The organism is Pseudovibrio denitrificans JCM 12308 (genome assembly GCF_001310815.1).
Classification (GTDB): Bacteria; Pseudomonadota; Alphaproteobacteria; order Rhizobiales; family Stappiaceae; genus Pseudovibrio; species Pseudovibrio denitrificans.
Window position 1 is genome coordinate 1 of the sequence record NZ_BAZK01000031.1, and the last position, 18,187, is coordinate 18,187.

The 18,187-nt window shown below is 50.6% G+C and carries 17 protein-coding genes and 1 pseudogene; 2 read left to right on the forward strand and 16 right to left on the reverse strand.

All coding sequences use genetic code 11. From position 1 onward, the window contains the following. Positions 1 to 745, forward strand: a pseudogene (locus JCM12308_RS28410) (hypothetical protein); the annotation flags it as partial. Positions 746 to 1,497: 752 nt separating this feature from the next. Here the strand turns inward: JCM12308_RS28410 and traI are convergent. The 13 genes from traI to JCM12308_RS25135 form a co-directional block, all read right to left on the reverse strand. Beyond that, positions 1,498 to 2,601 (reverse strand): TraI/MobA(P) family conjugative relaxase, encoded by a 1,104-nt coding sequence (traI, locus tag JCM12308_RS25085; protein ID WP_054785457.1) that lies wholly within the window; start codon positions 2,599 to 2,601, stop codon positions 1,498 to 1,500. Between the two features lie 2 nt (positions 2,602 to 2,603). Continuing rightward, positions 2,604 to 2,957: a hypothetical protein gene (locus JCM12308_RS25090; protein WP_054785458.1), complete on the reverse strand. Its 354-nt coding sequence runs from the start codon at positions 2,955 to 2,957 to the stop codon at positions 2,604 to 2,606. Then, a complete protein-coding gene (locus JCM12308_RS25095; protein ID WP_054785459.1) occupies positions 2,957 to 4,237 on the reverse strand; it encodes a DUF5710 domain-containing protein in 1,281 nt (426 codons plus the stop codon). Before JCM12308_RS25095 ends, JCM12308_RS25090 begins: the two co-directional genes overlap by 1 nt. A 48-nt stretch (positions 4,238 to 4,285) precedes the next feature. Then, a complete protein-coding gene (locus tag JCM12308_RS25100) occupies positions 4,286 to 5,347 on the reverse strand; it encodes a type IV secretory system conjugative DNA transfer family protein (protein ID WP_373282418.1) in 1,062 nt (353 codons plus the stop codon). Continuing rightward, entirely contained in the window at positions 5,302 to 6,093 is a 792-nt protein-coding gene (locus tag JCM12308_RS32605; protein ID WP_054785461.1) for a type IV secretory system conjugative DNA transfer family protein, read from the reverse strand. Before JCM12308_RS32605 ends, JCM12308_RS25100 begins: the two co-directional genes overlap by 46 nt. 193 nt (positions 6,094 to 6,286) lie before the next feature. Beyond that, positions 6,287 to 7,225 (reverse strand): ATPase, T2SS/T4P/T4SS family, encoded by a 939-nt coding sequence (locus JCM12308_RS25110; RefSeq protein WP_054785462.1) that lies wholly within the window; start codon positions 7,223 to 7,225, stop codon positions 6,287 to 6,289. 133 nt (positions 7,226 to 7,358) lie between these two features. Then, complete coding sequence (locus JCM12308_RS28020) at positions 7,359 to 8,249, reverse strand: hypothetical protein (RefSeq protein ID WP_128647488.1); 891 nt, start codon at positions 8,247 to 8,249, stop codon at positions 7,359 to 7,361. Then, positions 8,135 to 9,964 (reverse strand): hypothetical protein, encoded by a 1,830-nt coding sequence (locus tag JCM12308_RS25115; protein WP_054785463.1) that lies wholly within the window; start codon positions 9,962 to 9,964, stop codon positions 8,135 to 8,137. The genes JCM12308_RS28020 and JCM12308_RS25115 overlap by 115 nt, the downstream gene beginning before the upstream one ends. Beyond that, positions 9,942 to 11,120, reverse strand: a complete 1,179-nt coding sequence (locus JCM12308_RS25120; protein WP_054785464.1) for a TraB/TrbI/VirB10 family type IV secretion system protein — start codon at positions 11,118 to 11,120, stop codon at positions 9,942 to 9,944. Before JCM12308_RS25120 ends, JCM12308_RS25115 begins: the two co-directional genes overlap by 23 nt. Before the next feature lies 1 nt (position 11,121). Continuing rightward, positions 11,122 to 12,108, reverse strand: a complete 987-nt coding sequence (locus tag JCM12308_RS25125) for a TrbG/VirB9 family P-type conjugative transfer protein (RefSeq protein WP_054785465.1) — start codon at positions 12,106 to 12,108, stop codon at positions 11,122 to 11,124. Further along, entirely contained in the window at positions 12,105 to 12,881 is a 777-nt protein-coding gene (locus JCM12308_RS25130; RefSeq protein ID WP_054785466.1) for a VirB8/TrbF family protein, read from the reverse strand. The genes JCM12308_RS25125 and JCM12308_RS25130 overlap by 4 nt, the downstream gene beginning before the upstream one ends. Further along, on the reverse strand, positions 12,865 to 13,041 hold the full coding sequence (locus JCM12308_RS28415) for a lipoprotein (RefSeq protein ID WP_164845360.1): 177 nt from the start codon (positions 13,039 to 13,041) through the stop codon (positions 12,865 to 12,867). Before JCM12308_RS28415 ends, JCM12308_RS25130 begins: the two co-directional genes overlap by 17 nt. A 5-nt stretch (positions 13,042 to 13,046) precedes the next feature. Beyond that, the gene (locus JCM12308_RS25135) at positions 13,047 to 14,015 is read right to left on the reverse strand and encodes a type IV secretion system protein (RefSeq protein WP_164845361.1); all 969 of its coding nucleotides are present in this window, start codon (positions 14,013 to 14,015) and stop codon (positions 13,047 to 13,049) included. On the opposite strand from JCM12308_RS25135, the gene JCM12308_RS25140 reads away from it, so the two are divergent. Continuing rightward, positions 13,900 to 14,724, forward strand: a complete 825-nt coding sequence (locus tag JCM12308_RS25140) for a hypothetical protein (RefSeq protein WP_164845358.1) — start codon at positions 13,900 to 13,902, stop codon at positions 14,722 to 14,724. The two genes, JCM12308_RS25135 and JCM12308_RS25140, sit on opposite strands and share 116 nt — an antisense overlap. 23 nt (positions 14,725 to 14,747) lie before the next feature. Here the strand turns inward: JCM12308_RS25140 and JCM12308_RS25145 are convergent, their stop codons facing one another. From JCM12308_RS25145 to JCM12308_RS25155, 3 genes are read right to left on the reverse strand one after another with little or no spacing between them, the layout of a single operon-like run. After that, positions 14,748 to 15,527 carry a hypothetical protein gene (locus JCM12308_RS25145; RefSeq protein WP_054785469.1) on the reverse strand — a complete coding sequence of 260 codons (780 nt, stop codon included), beginning with the start codon at positions 15,525 to 15,527 and terminating at the stop codon, positions 14,748 to 14,750. Next, positions 15,509 to 17,866 carry a VirB4 family type IV secretion system protein gene (locus JCM12308_RS25150; protein WP_054785470.1) on the reverse strand — a complete coding sequence of 786 codons (2,358 nt, stop codon included), beginning with the start codon at positions 17,864 to 17,866 and terminating at the stop codon, positions 15,509 to 15,511. Before JCM12308_RS25150 ends, JCM12308_RS25145 begins: the two co-directional genes overlap by 19 nt. After that, complete coding sequence (locus JCM12308_RS25155; RefSeq protein ID WP_054785471.1) at positions 17,863 to 18,186, reverse strand: hypothetical protein; 324 nt, start codon at positions 18,184 to 18,186, stop codon at positions 17,863 to 17,865. The genes JCM12308_RS25150 and JCM12308_RS25155 overlap by 4 nt, the downstream gene beginning before the upstream one ends. Position 18,187 lies beyond the last annotated feature (1 nt).

Genomic DNA, 18,187 nt, shown 5'->3' on the forward strand with positions numbered 1-18,187 from the left:
CATCTTTGAAGGTCCATTCTTCGGCCGCGATGTGATTGAAGATTTTGAGCATGGCTTTGGCTTCGGTGACAAAGCGCGCTTCGACAAGCTTATCTTTGCAAACTTCGACCACCTCATGCGCAATGCCACACAGCAAAGTGGCAATCTGGTCATCAAACTCAATGACAGCAACACAGTAACACTCAGAAACACTCGCAAAGCCGATTTGAAGGCAAGCAATTTTGAGTTTGTCTCTGCGTCCTCAGCCTACACACACATTTCAACCCATGAAGTCCCTCGACAAAGCACCCGGTATTATGAAGGCTGTATCTCCTATCTGAAGACCGTTCGAGAGGAAACCTACCGCTACAAAACTGGCGCAACCTACGTTCGCGAAAACGGCTTCGGAACACCTCACTCTGAGGGCGATAAATGTACTTATCGTCGGGAACTTGAAGAACGCTGGATAAGTGTGAAATTCTCAAGCCATAATGCAGGTTGGGGATACTTAGAAGACAAGAATAAGAACAGAACTCAGTCTAACAAAGGCCCATTCAATAATGGCCCCTACAAAGCAATTGCAGTCAAAAGACAGTCGCGTTGTCAAACAGCTACATTCACAATAACAAACCTTTTCAAAACATACTCGAGAGACAAAAAAACAAATCCGATAGGCGCAGTGTTATATTCAAATTGGAAGTATATTTCTCAGAGAAATACTTCAGATACTATAACCCATAGAGCTGATAATGATGATAGATGTTGACCAATGAATAAAGTCATCTTTATCAAAAAAAGGGGCACTGATTACTCTTTCAGTCCCCTAAATACAAAGCTTGCCAAGCGTCAAGGTCGACCAATGACGTTCTTCTTAATCCACATCAAAGCTTAATCTTTGGTGCTTTATACATGTTCTATCTGCATCAGATTTATCCGTTTAACGTTCGATTGTAAGGCAAGTTTAACTTTGTCTCGAGCGACAGGAGCAATCGTAATCTGAGGGTAATAAAGACATTTTATCTATTCGAATGCAGACTTTAAAAACATACATATAATCTCCCATTTCAAAAAAATTGGCTCATTAAACTTGTAACCGTCTCATCAGACTACTCATTGAGGTTCGCCTTGCTCAACAGGCCAAAATCAGATTTATGAAGGTGCAGCTCGCGTTCAGCCTTGGCAAGACAACCGCGCAAAAAGCCTCCTTGGCGTTTCTGGATCTGCCCCTTTGCGCTCAGCCACAATGACAATCGTTGCTGCAGCTGTAACTCCAACAATCGCACAGGCCTGCTTCAAGGCTAATTGCGAAATCCCGAGGTAGTGAGATGACTGCTCGGCGGCCGCAACTATAGCTAACCAGTCAACATCATTGCTCCGCTGCGCATTCCTGATCATCTCTTGCAAGATTGGGCTGGCGCAGGCGAGAACTTGCTTGAGGGTGATGTGTTCTATGCCTGATGCAACACCTTGCGTTTTTGGTTCACCTACAGGCGATGAGGGCAGGGTGGCTGCATTGTATCAGCGCTCCAGCTCCACTTTCTTTTGCACCTTGTTCTGCTTCAGCTTGATGCCCAGATGCTGTTCCAGCAGTCCTGGTTGTCGTCTTGAGCCAAGTCCCATCAAGGACAGCATGGCTTCCTCACCTTTCATCATTTCAACAGCTGCACGATTGAGTTGTGATTGATCTCTCAAGAATGCTCGCCAACTGTGTCTAGGCTTGGGTTTGCTCAGCTGATCTGTGAACTTCTCCCAAAGGTCTGTTTGCCGATGCCGGTCGTATAGAGGCCTGCGCTCGTAGCGATCTTTGGCCTGAACCTGACTGAGATCTTTCTCCGGTGCCCGATAAGGACCGAACTTATCTTCCAAAGCCTTCTTGGAAAAGTCGCGATGGACATTGCTTGCCTTCTCAAGGCGATGCCCTTCCATTTCCTTGAACACCAGACCGTTGCCACGTTTTTTCAACTCCACTGAGTAAGCCGCAATGCCCTCATGAAGCTCTGCCCATGATTTTGCATTTTCGCGGATCTTCAAAAGCTCGCTTTGGTAGTCCTTCACATAGGTAGAGAAGGAGACTTCAAAGGTGTTTGCCTCATAGTCGCGTGCCTTTGGATTCTTCTTATCAAGCGCCTCACCCTTGGCATTGGTGCGGGTCAGGCCGTGCTTTTTCTCCATCTCCAGACGAACACGCTCAAGCGTTTCAAAGTCTCTATACGGCGTACAGACCTTATAGGTTGTTGGATGAACACGGTTGACCGCCACGTGCATATGAAAGTTGTCAGTGTTTATGTGGGTCGCAATGATGCGCTCGTGCTCTTCAAAGCCCAGCTCTGTTGCGAAGGCTTTTTCAATGTCCTTCAGCACATCCTTCTCCGGCACCTCACCTTCAGCAAACGAGATCACCAGATGGTAGGAGCGGTCGCTCTTAACGCGAGTGTTGTGAACTTGCGTGTTCTCGATTTCGACAATGGCATGATCCAGATCTTCTAATGAGGTTGCAAAGGTACAGTTCTCAATCCATAGATCTCCCAGCTTTTCATTCTCTTCCTTCGCTGCAGCCACATAGCGAGCTAGTGCTTTAAAAGAGTTCTTTCCAGACGTACGAGCAATCTTGTGAGCAATCATCGTTACAGCGCCAGCACTTTGGACTTGATAGTCTGCTGGCTGTCGCGGATCTCACCGATGAGCTCATCAATATCTGCAAACTTCGATTTCAGATCTGGGTCAGTCAAAACCGCATTTAACAAGTTGCCCAATCGCGCCTGGTCGTGGTTGATTTTCTTCAGCTCATCAATGGCGGTCATGCGTGATGGGTCAGGATGCGCGGCATTGACCAACACAAATTCAACGTAGTGCGATTGAGGCATGCCGTTTGCCGCTTTCGCTTTTTTGCGAGTTTCATCACAAAGCCATTTGGGCAACCGGATCTTGAACGGTTTGCGGATCTCTTCTTCAGGCTTGCGGCGCTTGATTGGCTTCATTATACAACCTCCAAATCACGGGACATTTCTTTTTTTGGGGAGCAACTTAGCTCCTGTTCCTTGATCTTTTCAGCATCAAGGGACTTGCGGGTTTGCATCAGAAACTGGAAGGCGGCTTTGTCCGTGCCGCGCTCTTTCTCCAGATCATTCCAATCTGTGAGCCCCTTGGCTTTTTCGGCTTTTGTGAGGGGAGGGGACACCACATAACCGCCGACCGCATCGGCTGCTTCACGGGCCATCTCCTGTCCCATGTTGGCGAGAGGGATTTCTCTTAAAGGCAGGTGATGGTCGTCATCAGCTGCAAACAGCATGGTTACATCTGGGAACTTTTCACGCATGGCTTTGGCGACCTTGACCAGGTTGCCGCCATCAAACGTGATAATGGTTGGCTTGCGCACAAACTTATGAACCGAAGCCCCTGTCGCATAGCCTTCCGCAAAAACAATTGTATCGCCCAGTCCAGGCTTGTCTTTGTCACTCAGGTAACGTTTTGGATCGATGGCATGGAACAAGCCTTCCTTGCGGCCATTCTTCAGGTAGTGCTTTTCTTCACCCACAAACTGCAAGGAATGGATGCGCAGATCTGTATCGCGCAATGGCACGACCATACGGCCATCTTTATCCAGCTTGACGCCATAGCCGCGAACATCCTTGCGCTTGAGATAATCGCAGTTCTCAGGCTCCGCCCACTTTGTAAGATTGCTCCAGATCCCGAAGGCTGTCTTAGCGGCCTTCTCCTGATCCTGCTTCAGTTCGTCCGCCCGTTCCTTTTGAGCCTTTTTGCCAGCTTCTATGGCTTTTGCCACTTCATCTTTTGAGAGCTTCACCCCATCAAACTTCCATTCCGACTTAGTGCCCTTGAAGTTGTTGAGCATGCCATTGGGTACGGCTGCATCCAGATGGCCGCGATAAGATGCATTCTTGGCTTTCTCTCCCATGATCGCGATGCGATGCCATTTGCCATCCATGATGGCATGGCCTTTCAGATCCATGCCTTGAGCACGCATCCAATCGCTAAACTCCTGCACAGGATCTCGCTTTTCTTCTGCTGCAGGGGCTTTGCCTTCAACGGACCATTGCTTGGTTTTCTCTGCCACCTTTGCGCTTGGCGCGTACCAGCTGCTTGCCTCTCTATCCCATCTGGCACCCAGTTCCTTTGCCTTCTGGTTTTCTTCAAATGGCACGGCGAGGTAGATCCGATTTTGCTTCGATGTTTTGGCCTTTGGGCCATTATCATTGGCTTCTTTTGCGCGGTGATCTTGCTTATCAAGTGCGGGCATGCGGTCTCTCCTGCAGGTTCAAAATGACAGAAAAAATGAGATTAAAAATCATGATGCGGCCTCTGGCTGAATGCCTTCAGCGGCCTTCATAAAACGGGCTAACACCGGATCGGATTCAGGCTGTGCGGTGGCCTTATCCTGTTCATCTGATTGTTCTGGTTCTTGTTTTTCCTGCTCCGGATCTGCAGGTGATTGCGCAGGTAGCTGTGCAGGCTGAGCAGGTTTAGAAGGGGTTATCAAAACACCGTCTTTGACGTTGCCAGATGGCTTTAGTTTTGAGCGATCCCTCATCTCTTCGTCTTGGAAGTACAAGAACTGCTGGCCGTAGATGGTTCGCTTGCCAGCGGTAAAGATGAGCATCTTTCCTGGCCCTGTGACTTTGCCGTCCTCGTCATATTCCAGACCTGGCAAGTTCATGCATTCATCCGGAGTCATTAGGGGACGCGCCACCTCTGAAAGACTTTCAGAGACACTGGCTGAAGCTTTGTCCAGATTCTTCGACACTGAACGCTTTCTCTGCACGACCGTTGTCTTGCCGCTCATGTCAGAAAGAACACGTGCGGTCTCAATCTTGTTGGGTGCGTAGGCAATGCGCACATGGCAGTTGGAGATAATGCTCTCTTCACGAGTGTAAGCTGCCTGAAGCTGGGTAATGTCCTGCGTGATTAGGAACGCTTTGAGACCATAGCCAGCCATAAAGGCCAGTGCGCTTTCAAAGATCTCCAGCTTGCCGAGCTGCGGAAACTCATCGAGCATCAAGAGCATGCGGTGCTTGTAAAATGCCTCATCTTCATTGTGAGACATCTTTGCAGTCAGTCGGGTGAGGATCTGATTGAGAAGGATACGAATGAGCGCCTTCATGCGCCCAATTTCAGCCGGTGAAAGAACCAAATAGACATTGGTAGGCTGATCGGCATTCATAAGATCTTCAATGGTGAAGTCACAGGCCGATGTATTGCGAGCAACGATTGGGTCAGCGAAGATAGCAAGCTGTGCAGTTGCTGTTGACGACACCCCTGAGCGTTCATTAGCTGCGCGTTTGCGCATGCGGCTGGCTCCGCGTCTTACCTCGTCGTTTGCCCCCTCATTCCCATGCTCATAGCTTTCCATATCAAGAAGCAGTTTTTCAAAACCATCTTCGTCTTTCTTGCCTTTGGCTTTGGCCTTAACCAGCTCATCCAGCTGCTCTGCAGCATCACCGGAGTTTGTATCGTCGCCCACAGAGAGGAACTGCAAAACATCCGCAAGACTGGCTGTGCGCTCTTCTTCATTGCGAACACGGTAAAGCACATGAAGAATGGAGTGGTGAGCCATGAAAAGCCCTCCTGCTCCCAAAAATCCTTTAGTCCCTTGCCTGAGGTGTCGATGATCATCTTGGCAACATTCATGCAGTCACCGATCTGGTGATCTGTGCCAAGACGGATTTCCTGAAGCGGGTTGTAGCGTGCTGAACCTTCCTCAGCACTAGGTTCAAAGTAAAAGACGTTTTGACCTTGTGAGGCACGCCAGCCTGAGGTCTTGGCGTAGTTCTCGCCCTTGATATCAAGTACTATGGTGCTTCCAGGCCAGGTGAGCAGAGTAGGGATCACCACCCCAACACCCTTACCAGAACGGGTTGGGGCGAATGCCAGAACATGTTCAGGCCCATCATGGCGAAGCATGGTGGTGCCCTTCAGCTTGTCTTCCAGTCCGCCAACAACAACACCTTTGCCGCGCAGCAGACCCATCTTCTTGATCTCATCCGGCTCAGCAAACCGCGCAGAGCCATGAAGGGAAGCAGATTCATGCTCTCCAGAGACGGTAGAGCTGGACGCCCGCTCCATGAGGATGCGGCCAATAACCATCACCACAATCATGGAAACAAAACCGCCACCAAACGGGATCAGGATCTCATTGGGAAGGGATTTGGTCTGGACATAAAAGGCGTAGAGCCACCTCCACCACTCAGGTCGGTAGGATCAAACGCAAGCGTGTAATACCATCCGCCAAAAGTGACGCTAAAGAAGACACAAAGAGAGACGAGAGCAACAACGCGAGGAAATACATGCATCACTGAAGTTTCCCGTTTTTGAGGATGTAACGGTTGTTTTTGACCTCGTAGATATCGGTGATGTGACGCACCCCGCGGTCAAATCGGGTGATATGGAAGATCACATCGACCAGCGTGTCGAAGTACTCGCTGATTGGCTTTGTCAGGTTCATGCCTGACATGTCGATGTTGTTCTGAAACCGCTCGACCACCATCTCAGCGCGGTCGGCGTGAATGGTGCACATCCACCCCTTTGCACCGGTGTTAAGCGCATTCAAAGCAGAAAAGGCATTTTGGACAGAGATCTCAGAAAAGATAATGCGGTCCGGAGAGATGCGCATTTTGTGGTCAAACAGCTGCGGCCAGGTTTGCAGGCCAGCCCCTTGAGAGGCTTCACGAGATGCAAACAGTGCTGATCCATTCCAGAAGCGCTCAACCTCCAGCTCCGGCGTGTCTTCGCAAGACACAACACGCTCTTGGACAGGCAAGAGCCCAAGCAGCTTGTTTAAGAATGTTGTTTTGCCCGTGTTGGTGGAGCCGGATATCGCGATATTCCAGCGCTTGTGCATGGCTTCACCAATGTAGTCGATGATCTTCTGGCGAAGCCCCAGATCTTCAAACTTGACCTCGTAAGGGTGTTTGCAACGCACTGCCATGGAAAGGCCGGTAAGCGTGCTTGGCCCGATCAAGCATTCAAAACGGTGGCGCTCAGGCAGCGACACGGAAAGCTTCGGGTTTGTATCTTCGGAAAACTTCAGGCCGTTGTAGTTGGCAAGCGCCTGACACATGCGTCGGATCTGGTTGAAGCCGATATTGGGCGTCTCGATCTGCTGCAGGTCTGACTTGCGATGTTCCAGAATGAGCTGACCGGGGCGCATCTGGCGCAGCTCAACTACATTCGGATCGCTGTAGAACTCAGCTAAAGGTTCCATAAGCTTCATTATCAGTGCATCAGACATGACTTACCCATTCACCCTGAGAGTTGTCTCTGGGAGCTACTTTCAAGCCGTTGGCTTTACGTCTTAATTTCAGTTTGAGTGAGAGTTGGCAGGCAGGAGCCCTGCCCGCCAACTCAGCTAGACTTAGTGGTGATTAGCAGCGGCGATCATTGTGATAATCACTACCAACTCTCCATCCATAGCCTTTGCCGGTTTTTGTCTTTTTCGTATCAGACCAACTGGAGTACTCGACCTTGCCATCTGGGTAGGTGGTCTTCACGCGAGTTTTGTACTCCTGAACAGAGATCTCCTGAGCAAAGACACGTTCACAACGTCCAGGACTTGGACTGTACTCTGTGTACTTCCTGCCATTCTTTGTCTCTGTCTTACGAACGCAAACGTCTTTATCTACCCCCGCTCCAGCACCGGCATTTTTGACGTATTCAGAACCATCTGGCCGTTCATACGTTTTCATCAGGCTTGATGGAGTGGTCTTGATACAGCCATTGAATGTTGCATCCCCAGCGCGAGCAACTTCCTCTTCTTTGATCAAGTTGTAGGCAACAAACTCAGCATTAGGCAGCAACGTATTAGAAGCGATGGTGTGATTGCTTCCTTCGACCCTGATCCAAACATCAGAACGAGGCTTTGCCTTTAGCTTTGAATCGCTATTTACCCAACTGGTTGTCTGTACATTGTGCTCGAAGGTCTTATCGCCCTTCTCACATGAACCAACGTAATTGCGGTCTGGATTGTTGTAGTAGAACCGCTGCAAACCGAAGGAGTAACCAGCCGCAAAATCATGAATGAAGTCGTTTGGCGTCATACAGCCTTCAGTGGTTGATTTGCACTGATAGCCTTCTTCGTAAGGCGCTCCTGCACCGTTGTCGATTTCATACCGCGTTCCATCTGGCCGCTCATAAATGTCAGTCAGCTTGGTTGGAATGAAGCCGTAACAGCCTTCAAAATAACGACCACCTGGATTTTGCTCTGTTTCTTCACCCAGAGAGAAGTAGGCAACTTCCGGAGCTCCTGGCAGCAGCATGTTTGAAGCAATTGGATAGACCTGACCAGAGACATTGATTGACACATCAGAAAGCGGCTGAGCGACTTTCTTTTCGTCGTTGTACTTCCAAGAAGAGATCTCAACGTCATGGGTGTAAGCAGTATTGCTCTGCTGACAGCTGTTAACGTAAACACGCAGCGGGTTTTCATAATAGTGGCGCTCAAGGCATATGAGACGCCTGCAGCAATGTCGTGGTTGAACTCTGCAGGGTTCATGCACCCTTCACTGGTCGCAAGAATATTGATCGATGTGTTTGAATCAGGCGTACACTGATCAATGTACTGCACAGCACCATCCACCATAATCTCGGTGCGATACTGCGGGATTGCTCTGCGACCTGTCAGATCCACCATAGTTTGGCAGATATCGACGCTATTCTTCTTGAACACCTTCTCATGTTTGAAGGTCTTATCAGTCTGAGTGCATGGAGAAGCCTGGAAGAACTGACCATCACGCTCATACATCCACATCGCCATTTCAGTTGAAAGAGCATTGCCAAAGTCATGAACGATTGAGCAACCATCAGTTACTTGGGTCATCTGGATTGGCTGAACACTTTCGGAACGCTCACAGGTGCGAACAGTCTGAAGGTTGTTGTTGCCATCGGTGTAGACCAGCGAGGTTTCAACGTAAGCCTTACCCTCTTCCAGATTTACATCAATCGGACAGGTATCGGCTTCTGTGATCCGGAACGTTGTGTCTGGGTCTGGCTGACAGTCAGACAGCTGAATACGCTCTTGCTGGCTATTGATGTAGTACTCAAGGAACTGAGGCTTTGCGATACGAGCATTGAGATCAATCTTGTCTTCACAAGTTGCAGCGCTCTTCTGGATCGTGAAGTTTGTCCCGCTATCAGAACAAGCACTTTCCTCAACAACGATGCCTTTCTTGAGCGTTTGCGTCTTAGACTGAACGCGCACCTGACCCTGATTGCGGTCGATGACTGGTGAACATCCATCATAGGTTACGCGAACCTCTTCGGGATCTTCTTCAGGTGTCTCAGCCTTTTCTACGTCCTTGCGTTCTGGTGTCTCGTAGCCGCTTGAACCTGGAGTTTCACCACCACCAGATGGGCCGCTTCCAGATCCGGAACCTCCGTTCTCATCGCGGGCAACATCGCGGTAGCCCTCTTCCTTTTCCTCGCCCAATTTATCTTTGTCTTCTTCAGGTGCCTCATCTGAGTTCAGCTTCTTCAAAGCTGCAATCAGCTCTTCTTCATTGCCGGAAACATCAAGCGTCTCTTCCGGATTGATCACGTCCTCATTAACGTCAAACTGCGATGAGAAGTTTTCTGCATTCAGCTCAACATAACTCTCGCCCTTCGTCAGGCGTGTGAGCACAGCTTGCCCGATCTTCTTCCCGTCATGCATGACGTATTGGGAGAAGCCTTCTGCGCTCACACCTGATACAGACACTTCGTCTTTGTTGACCCCTGCAGTGAACTGAGGAGCCTTTTTGATCTGCAAGGCCAGCTCAACTGCTTTGCCTTCAAAAATTGGTGTTGTCTGCTTCACAGCAACGGCGAACAGCTTTTCACGAAGTGCAGCGGTGGCCTCTACCGCACTCGTTCCTTGCTTGCCTGCCTGCGCTGCCTGCGTAGCTGCAGACGGCGGTGAAGCAGTTTGGGAGAGGCCTGCAACTGAACTTGTCAGCAGCAAGGCTCCAACCAGACTAAGCCTTAAAATATTCCGCATCTAAATAACCCTCATCACTGTTGGTAGGTGGAGCCAGGTACCAGTCATATTCAGGTCTGATCTGAACTCTGGTGCCCTGGGAAATACGGATGACCGGCCTCAAATTGACCGTGTCTTCCATAAACTTTGCCGACAACTCACCAACGTTCTCCGAGATGCCTGTCAGGGCTGAAGCGATTGTGTCGGAGCCTTTCAAACCATAGGTAGACGCCATGGTGACCGCTGATTCAACGGCCGCGCCAATGGCAACGGTGGTCACGGCGGTGCCGTACTTCTCCCACCAGCGATTATCGACATGGCCGGACATGCCGCCATAGCCCTGCGCATCGCCAACCTTGGCTTTGAGCTGGTAGATTTCAGCGCGGCTTTCCGCCATGAGAACACGCTCACAACTAAAGCCAATGCGGGTCTGTCCAACCTTCTTCGCGCTCTCATAGCGGCAGATCATCCGGCTTCCCTTGGGAACCAGGAGATTGGCCCCGTGATAGCCGTAAACATCCCTGCTCACCTGAATGACGACCGTGCCCTCATCTGCAAGCTGGCTGTTAATGCCGGTTTCCATGATGCCGGTGATGTAGCGGTCGGCAGTCACAATGCGGCTGTTATCAACCGCACTGGTGGAGATCCGGCCCGACGCCTTGTAGGTGCTGTTTTTCGGATCAATACCTTGTGGTGCAGCTAATGATCCTGCAACACTAGATCCTGGAGGAGACACATTAAGCGCTGCTGTCTCTTTCAGCCCGCCATCCAGTCCAGGAACATTGCCCTCTGTGCCATTTGCCAGCACGCCTTCTGAAGTAATGTACTCCTGAGATCCAAAGCGGGCCGCTCGCGCTGCTTGCAGCTCTAGTTCAAACGGGCTTGGCTCTTTGGGCTTTGGAGGCTCTTTGAGCTTCTCGACCGTGATGTACTCTTTCTTGATGATCGTTCTTGGCGGCGCATCGATGCTGACTTCTCTTTCAACGACGATTGGAGGAGCCATAATGATACGCGGTGGCGGTGGTGCTGGCGGAGCCACCGGCTTTGGTTTTGGGGGGAGTTTGTAATCAAACACCCCCTCGTCACTTGGCGGCAAACCCCGAGCAATAACCGGCTCAGGTTCACATGCCCCGCCAAAGCTCAGTCCTACCGCAAGGAATAACTCACATACACTCATGTTAGTTACCCTTGAACTGGATACACATGTAGGACTGACCAGATTTGAGAGTGATCAGTTTGCTCGTATTTTCAACGATATAGGTCGTTCCGGACACGCGGGTATTGACCAGCTCGTCAATCCCATCAACCACCACATAAGCGGTCGGCAGCTCAATGTCCTTCCACTTGTCACCGTAAAAAATGTAGGTGAAGTGATCATCGCGCAGAACCATTTCAGGCTTCAAAGAGTTGTCAGATCCCCAAAGCTTGTACTCTCCCCAACCACGCAGTTTTGACGGGTCGATGTTGGCCTTCTTCACATAGTCACCGGCAACCTTTTGAGCATCACCTGACTTTGGTGTGTAGGGCATGTTCATCAGCGGCGCTGGTGGTCCACCTGCAGCCACTTCGATAAAGGCTGACTGCGCAACACGAGGCTCCTCGATCTTAAATAGGAGATCAGGAACATGCTTTGAGTTCACCGTCTCAGCACGAAGATAGAAGCTGTAGACCCTGCCATCTTCAGCATAGACCTGCAGCGAGCTATCAACACCTGCTGCCAGCGGCTTGACCACCAGTGTGTTGTCGGTGCGCACCTTCGTATCGAACAAACTTGCATCAGCAACATCAGCGTTTTTAATCTTCACGTCTTCTGGAAGCTGGATGACAGAGAGCATGAACTCACGAAGGCGCACGCGGTAAACACATGCACCACAATCAACCTGAGTATGAACACCGCTGTCTTTACCGGCCTTATCCCAGGCCTTCTGGATCTGGCCCAATGGAACGGTCGTACGGCTCATCTGACCGAACTCACCACGGCGCTGTGCTGCAGCTTGTTTGAGCGCATCTTGCGGCACGCTGGCCGTCACACTTTGAGATGCAACCTGCTGGCCTTGCGCAACGCGCTGGCTTGGTGTTTGAGGACCACGATTAAGCGCGGTCTGCGCAAGAGCAGTGTTTGAAACAAGCATCGTTACAAGAAAAAGAGAAATGCGTGACGTCATGTGGTTGGCCTTTCCTGAACAGCCAATTTCAAAATGCGGATACCAAGGGGATTTTCGAAGCGCTCTACGGTCGTGACTTCTTGAGGACGGGTCGTCATCTCCAGATATGCTCGAAGCTTGCTTTGCTCTGGGGGCTGCTTGCCGATCTTGTCAGTCTGGATGAAGTCAACGGAGTACTGATATACACCGTCATAAGCATCGACTTGGCTTGCCGTCTCGACGGTGATGGAACGATTAAGACCATCTTCAATAGCTTGGTCGATCCGGCCTTCGTTCTCTTTCAGGAAGTCACGGTAAAACGCTGGATCTGAATAGGTCGCAACTTCCCTGAACCGTGCGCCTTGAGAGATGCCATCAATTGCAAGGATCTGCGCCACATAGCGGCGTGCCATCTTCTCAAGCATCAGCTCAAAACCATCGACTTCAACAGAAATTGGCTCAACGCGGTAGATCCGGTCATCAGCTGGATCAACACGTAAGAGCGCCACTTCTGTTGTCTTAAGAGGGATTGCTGTTGCCAGAACTTGCAATGCCGTGGCTAGTCCCAAGCCAGTGACCACATTGAGGAACACTGAGACCTTGAACAAAGACACCATGCGGCGATGGGCTGTTTTGTAAGCAAATGGATCTGCGTCTAGAACAGCTTCATGTGCCCCAGGTCGTTCACCAGCAACACTTACCTCAGGTGCGCCACCCTCTATCAAAGCCGTGCCCTCAACTGTGGCCTCCGGCTCTGCTTTCTTTTTCTTGCCAAATTTAAGCTTGTGCAGCATCGACCCACTCGAAGGTTTGAGGTTGATATTCAAGGTCTACACAGGCGCAGGGTGAGGGCCGCATTTCGTCGGTGTTCACCGGCTCATAGGGCATCTCGGTGGTCTGACACCCAGCCAGAAGCAAGACAATCGAAAGGAATGGAATGAATCTTTTACGCATGAAATTTACTTCTCTGACTTGAGTGCATCGGTTGCTTGACTTTTGGGAGCGCGGCCTGAGCCGTATTTTGAGCTCATGTCATGGGCGGCATCGCCCAGAGCATCATTAGTGACGCCAATTGCGGCTTTGCCTGCCTTGAAGGCCATGCCGCCGCCTTTCATGTAGCTGCTGGCCATACTGCCAACACCTTGCATCATGGCGCCTGAAGTTGCTGCATTGAGAGAGGCTTGCGCGATGGTGCCTGCAAGGCTGACTGCTTCCTGAATGAGCGCCACGCCAGACCAGGCAGTGAGGATTACAACAATGTAAGCTGACCACGTGTCTGCATTACCCAGATCAGTACCAATGCCATCACCGGACGGGACGAGACTTTCAACACCTTTAACTATGAGCGAGAACACCAGCGTGACAGCTACAAGGGTAATGATCGCTCCGAGCAAAGTGCGTACACCGTTCATGATCTGCTCACGCCCCCATGGGAAGGCACTCAATGAGACGATGTAGGGAGCAAAGAGGCAAATGATCATGATGCGAAAGAGGCCAATGGCGACCTGTGTCACAAACACGATCATCATCAAGATAAAGGGCAACATGATCAGACCAGTGAAGATCACATAGCCAATCTTGTCGAAGAACCCTGCACTATCCATCATGGACTTTGCCATGTTGATTGGTCGCATGAAGGTAGTCTCTATGCCTGAGACAAGCTCCACTACAGCACTGCTTCCGCCTCCACCACCCATGATACTTGCAGGGATGCCGAACATGACGTTGTAGGTGACTTCGTAGACCTGACCTGCAAGGCCATATTGCAGGGCCACCAGTACGCCAAAGCCGAAGAATAAGAACACGAACTGAGTGGCAACCCACCAGATATCTACGGCACCCGCAACTACCTTAAACCCTTGGAATACCGACCATAAACATGCTAGGCTCACAAAAATTGCCAGCATAGGCTCAAAGGCTATATCCATGAAACCATTTACAAAGTCACCGCCATTTTTAACGTACGCTTCAATGACCTGGCAGCTGACACAACCGCTACTCATTGCACTCACCTTTCTTGCTGGCACGGCACAAGCTCAGGCCGAGATCAGCCTCGACGAACTGAAAAGTTCCATTGCTTTGGATGGGTCTGCTGTTCCACCTACACGCCACATCTGGGGGACAGATTCTTCGGACTTTGTTGATCCGACCTACGCAAAATGGGCCTGGAACAACCTGAAAAATTTCGAAGATCTTTCTAATGAACTCGCAAAGCACGAAGACGCTTACAAAGCGTGGGAGAAAACTGCTGAAACCGCCTACAAACAGGGTGTAAAGGCTGCTGTTAAAAACGTTCCGTTTCTCAAAAGAGGAAAGGTCGAAGAAGCATTTCGGGTGGAATCTGACAAAAAAGTCTTTCTGGCGAGCGACCAGCAAGAGGCCATCGCTAAGTATCGCGATCTGGAGTTGATGCGCTTGTCTTGGAATATTTCTTTCGAGCAAGATGTACCGTTTGATGCAGAACACTGGCGGGCGTTCGAAACATTCCATTGCGAGCGGAACACCAAAAGATACAACTTCAGAATGGAAGACTGCCGCATTCCGAATTGGCGCAGACCCGATCTTGATCCGTTTTTTAAGACCACATACGAGCGGCGCAAGAAAGAGGGCTCGCTGAAGTACCTGCAAACCAACTGAAGATGACGATAAGCTCAGGGAGGTCATGAAGAACCTCCCTTCTTTTTCATGTCTTTCTTAGCCAGCTCGCTCTCAAGCGGAACACCCTGCAGAATAGATTTAGCCGAAGAAACTTTGAGGATCTGGGCAAGCAGCTGATTAGTCTGTGACTGACTTTGCAGCAGCGCAGTATTGACCTCGATGAGCACCTGCAGGCGCTCGTTGACAGTTTGGGCTTTTGCCCCTTCACTTTTCAGCTCTTGGGCCGCACTCAATGTTTGAACTGCATTTTCCTGCGCCATATCTGCCTGAGCCAGACCTTTCAAAGACGCATCAGCAACCGTGTTCTCTCGCGCTTTTTGCACGCCAGCGATTGTGGCACGCTTTTGCCCCCAGTCCTGGGATTGCAGATCTTTAGGTTCAGCTATCAATCCGTTTTGATAGGCATCGGAGCGTGAGCAGAGCGAGCCGATATCCATCTCATCAAAACTCACATCCGGCATCAGACTTTCAAAGTCAGGAACCAGACAGGAGTTGTCGGACATGATCTGGCTGGTGATGTTTCCAAAGTTGATGGATGGGATTGAGATCTTGGAGACCTCACCAATGCTTTTCAGCGTGTCGTCAATGCCAGCACGCACATCCTTGACCACATCAAGCTGATCTTTGAGCGTTTTAATCTGCTCTTTCAGAGCGCTAATCTGGTCTTTTGCTGCCTTTAACCCCTTCACATCAATGACAGGCTTGGCAGCATGAGTGCTTCCAGCAGCAAGGCACAATGACAGCGATAAAGCGGTAGTTGCGATTAAACGTGAGAAAGCCATTGCTCCCCCCATACTTCCTGAATTTTTTGAAGTTCAGCCATCGGGCCGGTGCCAGAGCGGTAGAAGCGCAGCGCATCACCAAGACCGGATAGGTCAACATCAATGATGGTACTTTCATTGTATCCAGTCGCCAGATCGCGCCTGACCAGAAGAACCTGACGGCCTCCCTGCAGCTCAGTCTCACCGCGAATAAATGCGATCTGATCATCGCTCAGATTGAACGGCTCCAGTGCACTTTCACTGCCACCACAACCAGCCATGAACAGGAGGTTTGGCGCGTTATTGATGATCTTGGCAGATCCCTCATATTCAACGAGCGCTTCAGGGTTCTGGAAAGCAAGCCCGACAACACCGCCAAGTTTGCGGTATTCCATGAACATCTGCCCGACAAGATCACGGAAGCCTTTGTTACGCAGAAGGTTAGCGGCCTCATCTACAAAGATGGAAAAGCCGCTCTGGTTCACCTTGGCAGCTTCATAAATGGCGCTGGATACATGAGTTACCAGAGCTGGACCAAGCAACGGATCTTTGAGCGGCTCGGTCATATCAATGCCAACCAGATGGCTGGTTTCAAGGAATGAGCGAATGCTGTCATGAGGTGCGTTGAAGATGTGGCTGTAAGCCCCCTCTCCTTGCCGCTCATCATGGACCCATCTTGAGAAAGCCCGCTTGATATCCGTATCAGGTGGGAATGCCGTCTTGTAAATGTTGTCGAACGTACGCTCACCGCGATCCAGAACACTGGCAAAATCCAGCACATCGTTGATCTGGTCATCCATCTCTTGCGCGTACTGTTCTCCCAACATGATCCGGATCATGGTCGCGGCCCGCTGGCGCGTGGCTTTGTCAGCTAAATCGCCATCAAGAGGATTGAGAGAAAGCTGATCAAACGACTGGTACTTGCCTCCCATAACCTCAGTCATGAACCGCGCACCTTCCAGACTGTCAAAGACGTAATTGCGTACCCCTGCAAACTTGGCGATGCCGCCAAGCAGGTGCATGATCAGTGTGGACTTACCAGTACCGGTGGGTGCAAAAATCAGGTAATGGCCTGCGGCCTGAGGCTTGTCTGCAATATGAAACTGGAAGGCGTAGTTCTGGCCCGATGGCGTCTTGAAGAGGCGCAGCGGACGATCACCAAACGGCGAGGAGTACATGCCTTCCGGAGAATACTGGAACGGCCATAGCGCGGCGATGTTGTAATCCATCAATCGCAGTTTTCTAACGAGCTTGTCTCGTCCTGGCATGCGATTGAACCAGCTGTTTGCAGCTGGTGCGGTTTCAACTGAATGCTTGACGCGGCGTGTGTTCAAGATGGCTGAGATCTGGTCCAACACCTCGTTCAGCTCTTCTTCGGATCTGGCCCGAACAGTGAACTGCAGCTGGGTTTGGAACATCGCATTGGAGTTATTGGTCAGCGCTTCAGTGGCTTCATTAAGTTCAGCAACCATAGAAGCTGAAGTTAGGAAGCTGTTGAGCTGCTCAGCCTTCTTGCGCGTGTATTCAATGATGGTCTTTTCAGTGTTGAGCGGGAGGCATATTTGAGTGACTTCCAGCTCAGCAGGTAAAGCGAGGATCTTGGAAATCATCATTCCTGACACACTGTCAGGGTACTCATGAACACCGATTGTCTTATGAATATGCTTGAGCGGAGACTGGGTTAAGACAGTCCCGTCTTTATTGATGATGAGATCGCAAACAGGCAGGTTTGCATTGATTGACCGGCTCACCCGCGTGATGTTGCTCGGCATCTCGCCGCAGACGAGATAGGTCAGGAACGCGGTGAGTTCGCAATGGTCTGTGAGATTAGCTGCAGCTTCAAGTGGCTCAATCTGGTACTTCTCAAAGCCAGAGAGTAACGTTTTACTGTTCTTGCTCAGCGTCTCATAAGTCTTGGCCTCAACCACCACAAACCAGTGCATGGAGTAGGCCCGTTTATAGAGTTCTTTTTCCGCATTACCAATTTCGCGCAAGGCCGGTGAAGGCCAGTCAGCGTCAAACGAAATATCTTTAAGGCGCTTGACGGCGACAAACCGGAACGCTGATCCGGTTGCACCAATCTGATGCAAAATGTTGGTGCGCTGATTGGCAAGAGAAGACAACTCGGTAAAGTTCATGGTGTCGTAAGACATGCCGCGCAGACGAAACACACGAAACAGCGTGCCGTCTTTCATGACGACGGTTGAGCGGTCTTCCAGCAGGTGATCAAAGTCCAACTCATCTGCAAGCCAGTCTTGCTCAAACTCACCGCCATCATTGGCCCGCAGCAGTTTGTTGGCGTACATGGCCGCACCACCGGCGACGCCCAATGTTGCAACAGTTGAAAGAATGATGCTCATTTTCCCTTGCCATTTTTCGCCTGAGCCGTAGAGCCGCCAGCCACAAGGCGGCGCTCTTTCTTGCCTTTGAAGAAGGTGTGAGGCAGCAGCAGTGTCGCCTCACAATGAGCGTCCTTGCGCCGAAGTGTTATCGTGAACACAAGCGCAGGAGGGGTGGCGAATATGCAGAGCAGCATGACGACCGGCGGATCAATCACCAAGGTTAAGATCGCACCTACAAAGAACACGCCACCAATAGCCAGCGCCGCAAACACAGGTGGCATGCCAAAGATGGTTGAGGGTGACTGTAGATGCCGATAGACGCCGTTCTGCACTCGCATA

Excerpts from the sequence above, each read along its gene's own strand:
- traI (WP_054785457.1), bottom strand. The coding sequence starts at position 2,601 with ATGATTGCTCACAAGATTGCTCGTACGTCTGGAAAGAACTCTTTTAAA.
- JCM12308_RS25090 (WP_054785458.1), bottom strand. The coding sequence starts at position 2,957 with ATGAAGCCAATCAAGCGCCGCAAGCCTGAAGAAGAGATCCGCAAACCG.
- JCM12308_RS25095 (WP_054785459.1), bottom strand. The coding sequence starts at position 4,237 with ATGCCCGCACTTGATAAGCAAGATCACCGCGCAAAAGAAGCCAATGAT.
- JCM12308_RS25100 (WP_373282418.1), bottom strand. The coding sequence starts at position 5,347 with ATGGAAAGCTATGAGCATGGGAATGAGGGGGCAAACGACGAGGTAAGA.
- JCM12308_RS32605 (WP_054785461.1), bottom strand. The coding sequence starts at position 6,093 with ATGATTGTGGTGATGGTTATTGGCCGCATCCTCATGGAGCGGGCGTCC.
- JCM12308_RS25110 (WP_054785462.1), bottom strand. The coding sequence starts at position 7,225 with ATGTCTGATGCACTGATAATGAAGCTTATGGAACCTTTAGCTGAGTTC.
- JCM12308_RS28020 (WP_128647488.1), bottom strand. The coding sequence starts at position 8,249 with ATGCTGCTGCCAGGAGCTCCGGAAGTTGCCTACTTCTCTCTGGGTGAA.
- JCM12308_RS25115 (WP_054785463.1), bottom strand. The coding sequence starts at position 9,964 with ATGCGGAATATTTTAAGGCTTAGTCTGGTTGGAGCCTTGCTGCTGACA.
- JCM12308_RS25120 (WP_054785464.1), bottom strand. The coding sequence starts at position 11,120 with ATGAGTGTATGTGAGTTATTCCTTGCGGTAGGACTGAGCTTTGGCGGG.
- JCM12308_RS25125 (WP_054785465.1), bottom strand. The coding sequence starts at position 12,108 with ATGACGTCACGCATTTCTCTTTTTCTTGTAACGATGCTTGTTTCAAAC.
- JCM12308_RS25130 (WP_054785466.1), bottom strand. The coding sequence starts at position 12,881 with ATGCTGCACAAGCTTAAATTTGGCAAGAAAAAGAAAGCAGAGCCGGAG.
- JCM12308_RS28415 (WP_164845360.1), bottom strand. The coding sequence starts at position 13,041 with ATGCGTAAAAGATTCATTCCATTCCTTTCGATTGTCTTGCTTCTGGCT.
- JCM12308_RS25135 (WP_164845361.1), bottom strand. The coding sequence starts at position 14,015 with ATGGATATAGCCTTTGAGCCTATGCTGGCAATTTTTGTGAGCCTAGCA.
- JCM12308_RS25145 (WP_054785469.1), bottom strand. The coding sequence starts at position 15,527 with ATGGCTTTCTCACGTTTAATCGCAACTACCGCTTTATCGCTGTCATTG.
- JCM12308_RS25150 (WP_054785470.1), bottom strand. The coding sequence starts at position 17,866 with ATGAGCATCATTCTTTCAACTGTTGCAACATTGGGCGTCGCCGGTGGT.
- JCM12308_RS25155 (WP_054785471.1), bottom strand. The coding sequence starts at position 18,186 with ATGCGAGTGCAGAACGGCGTCTATCGGCATCTACAGTCACCCTCAACC.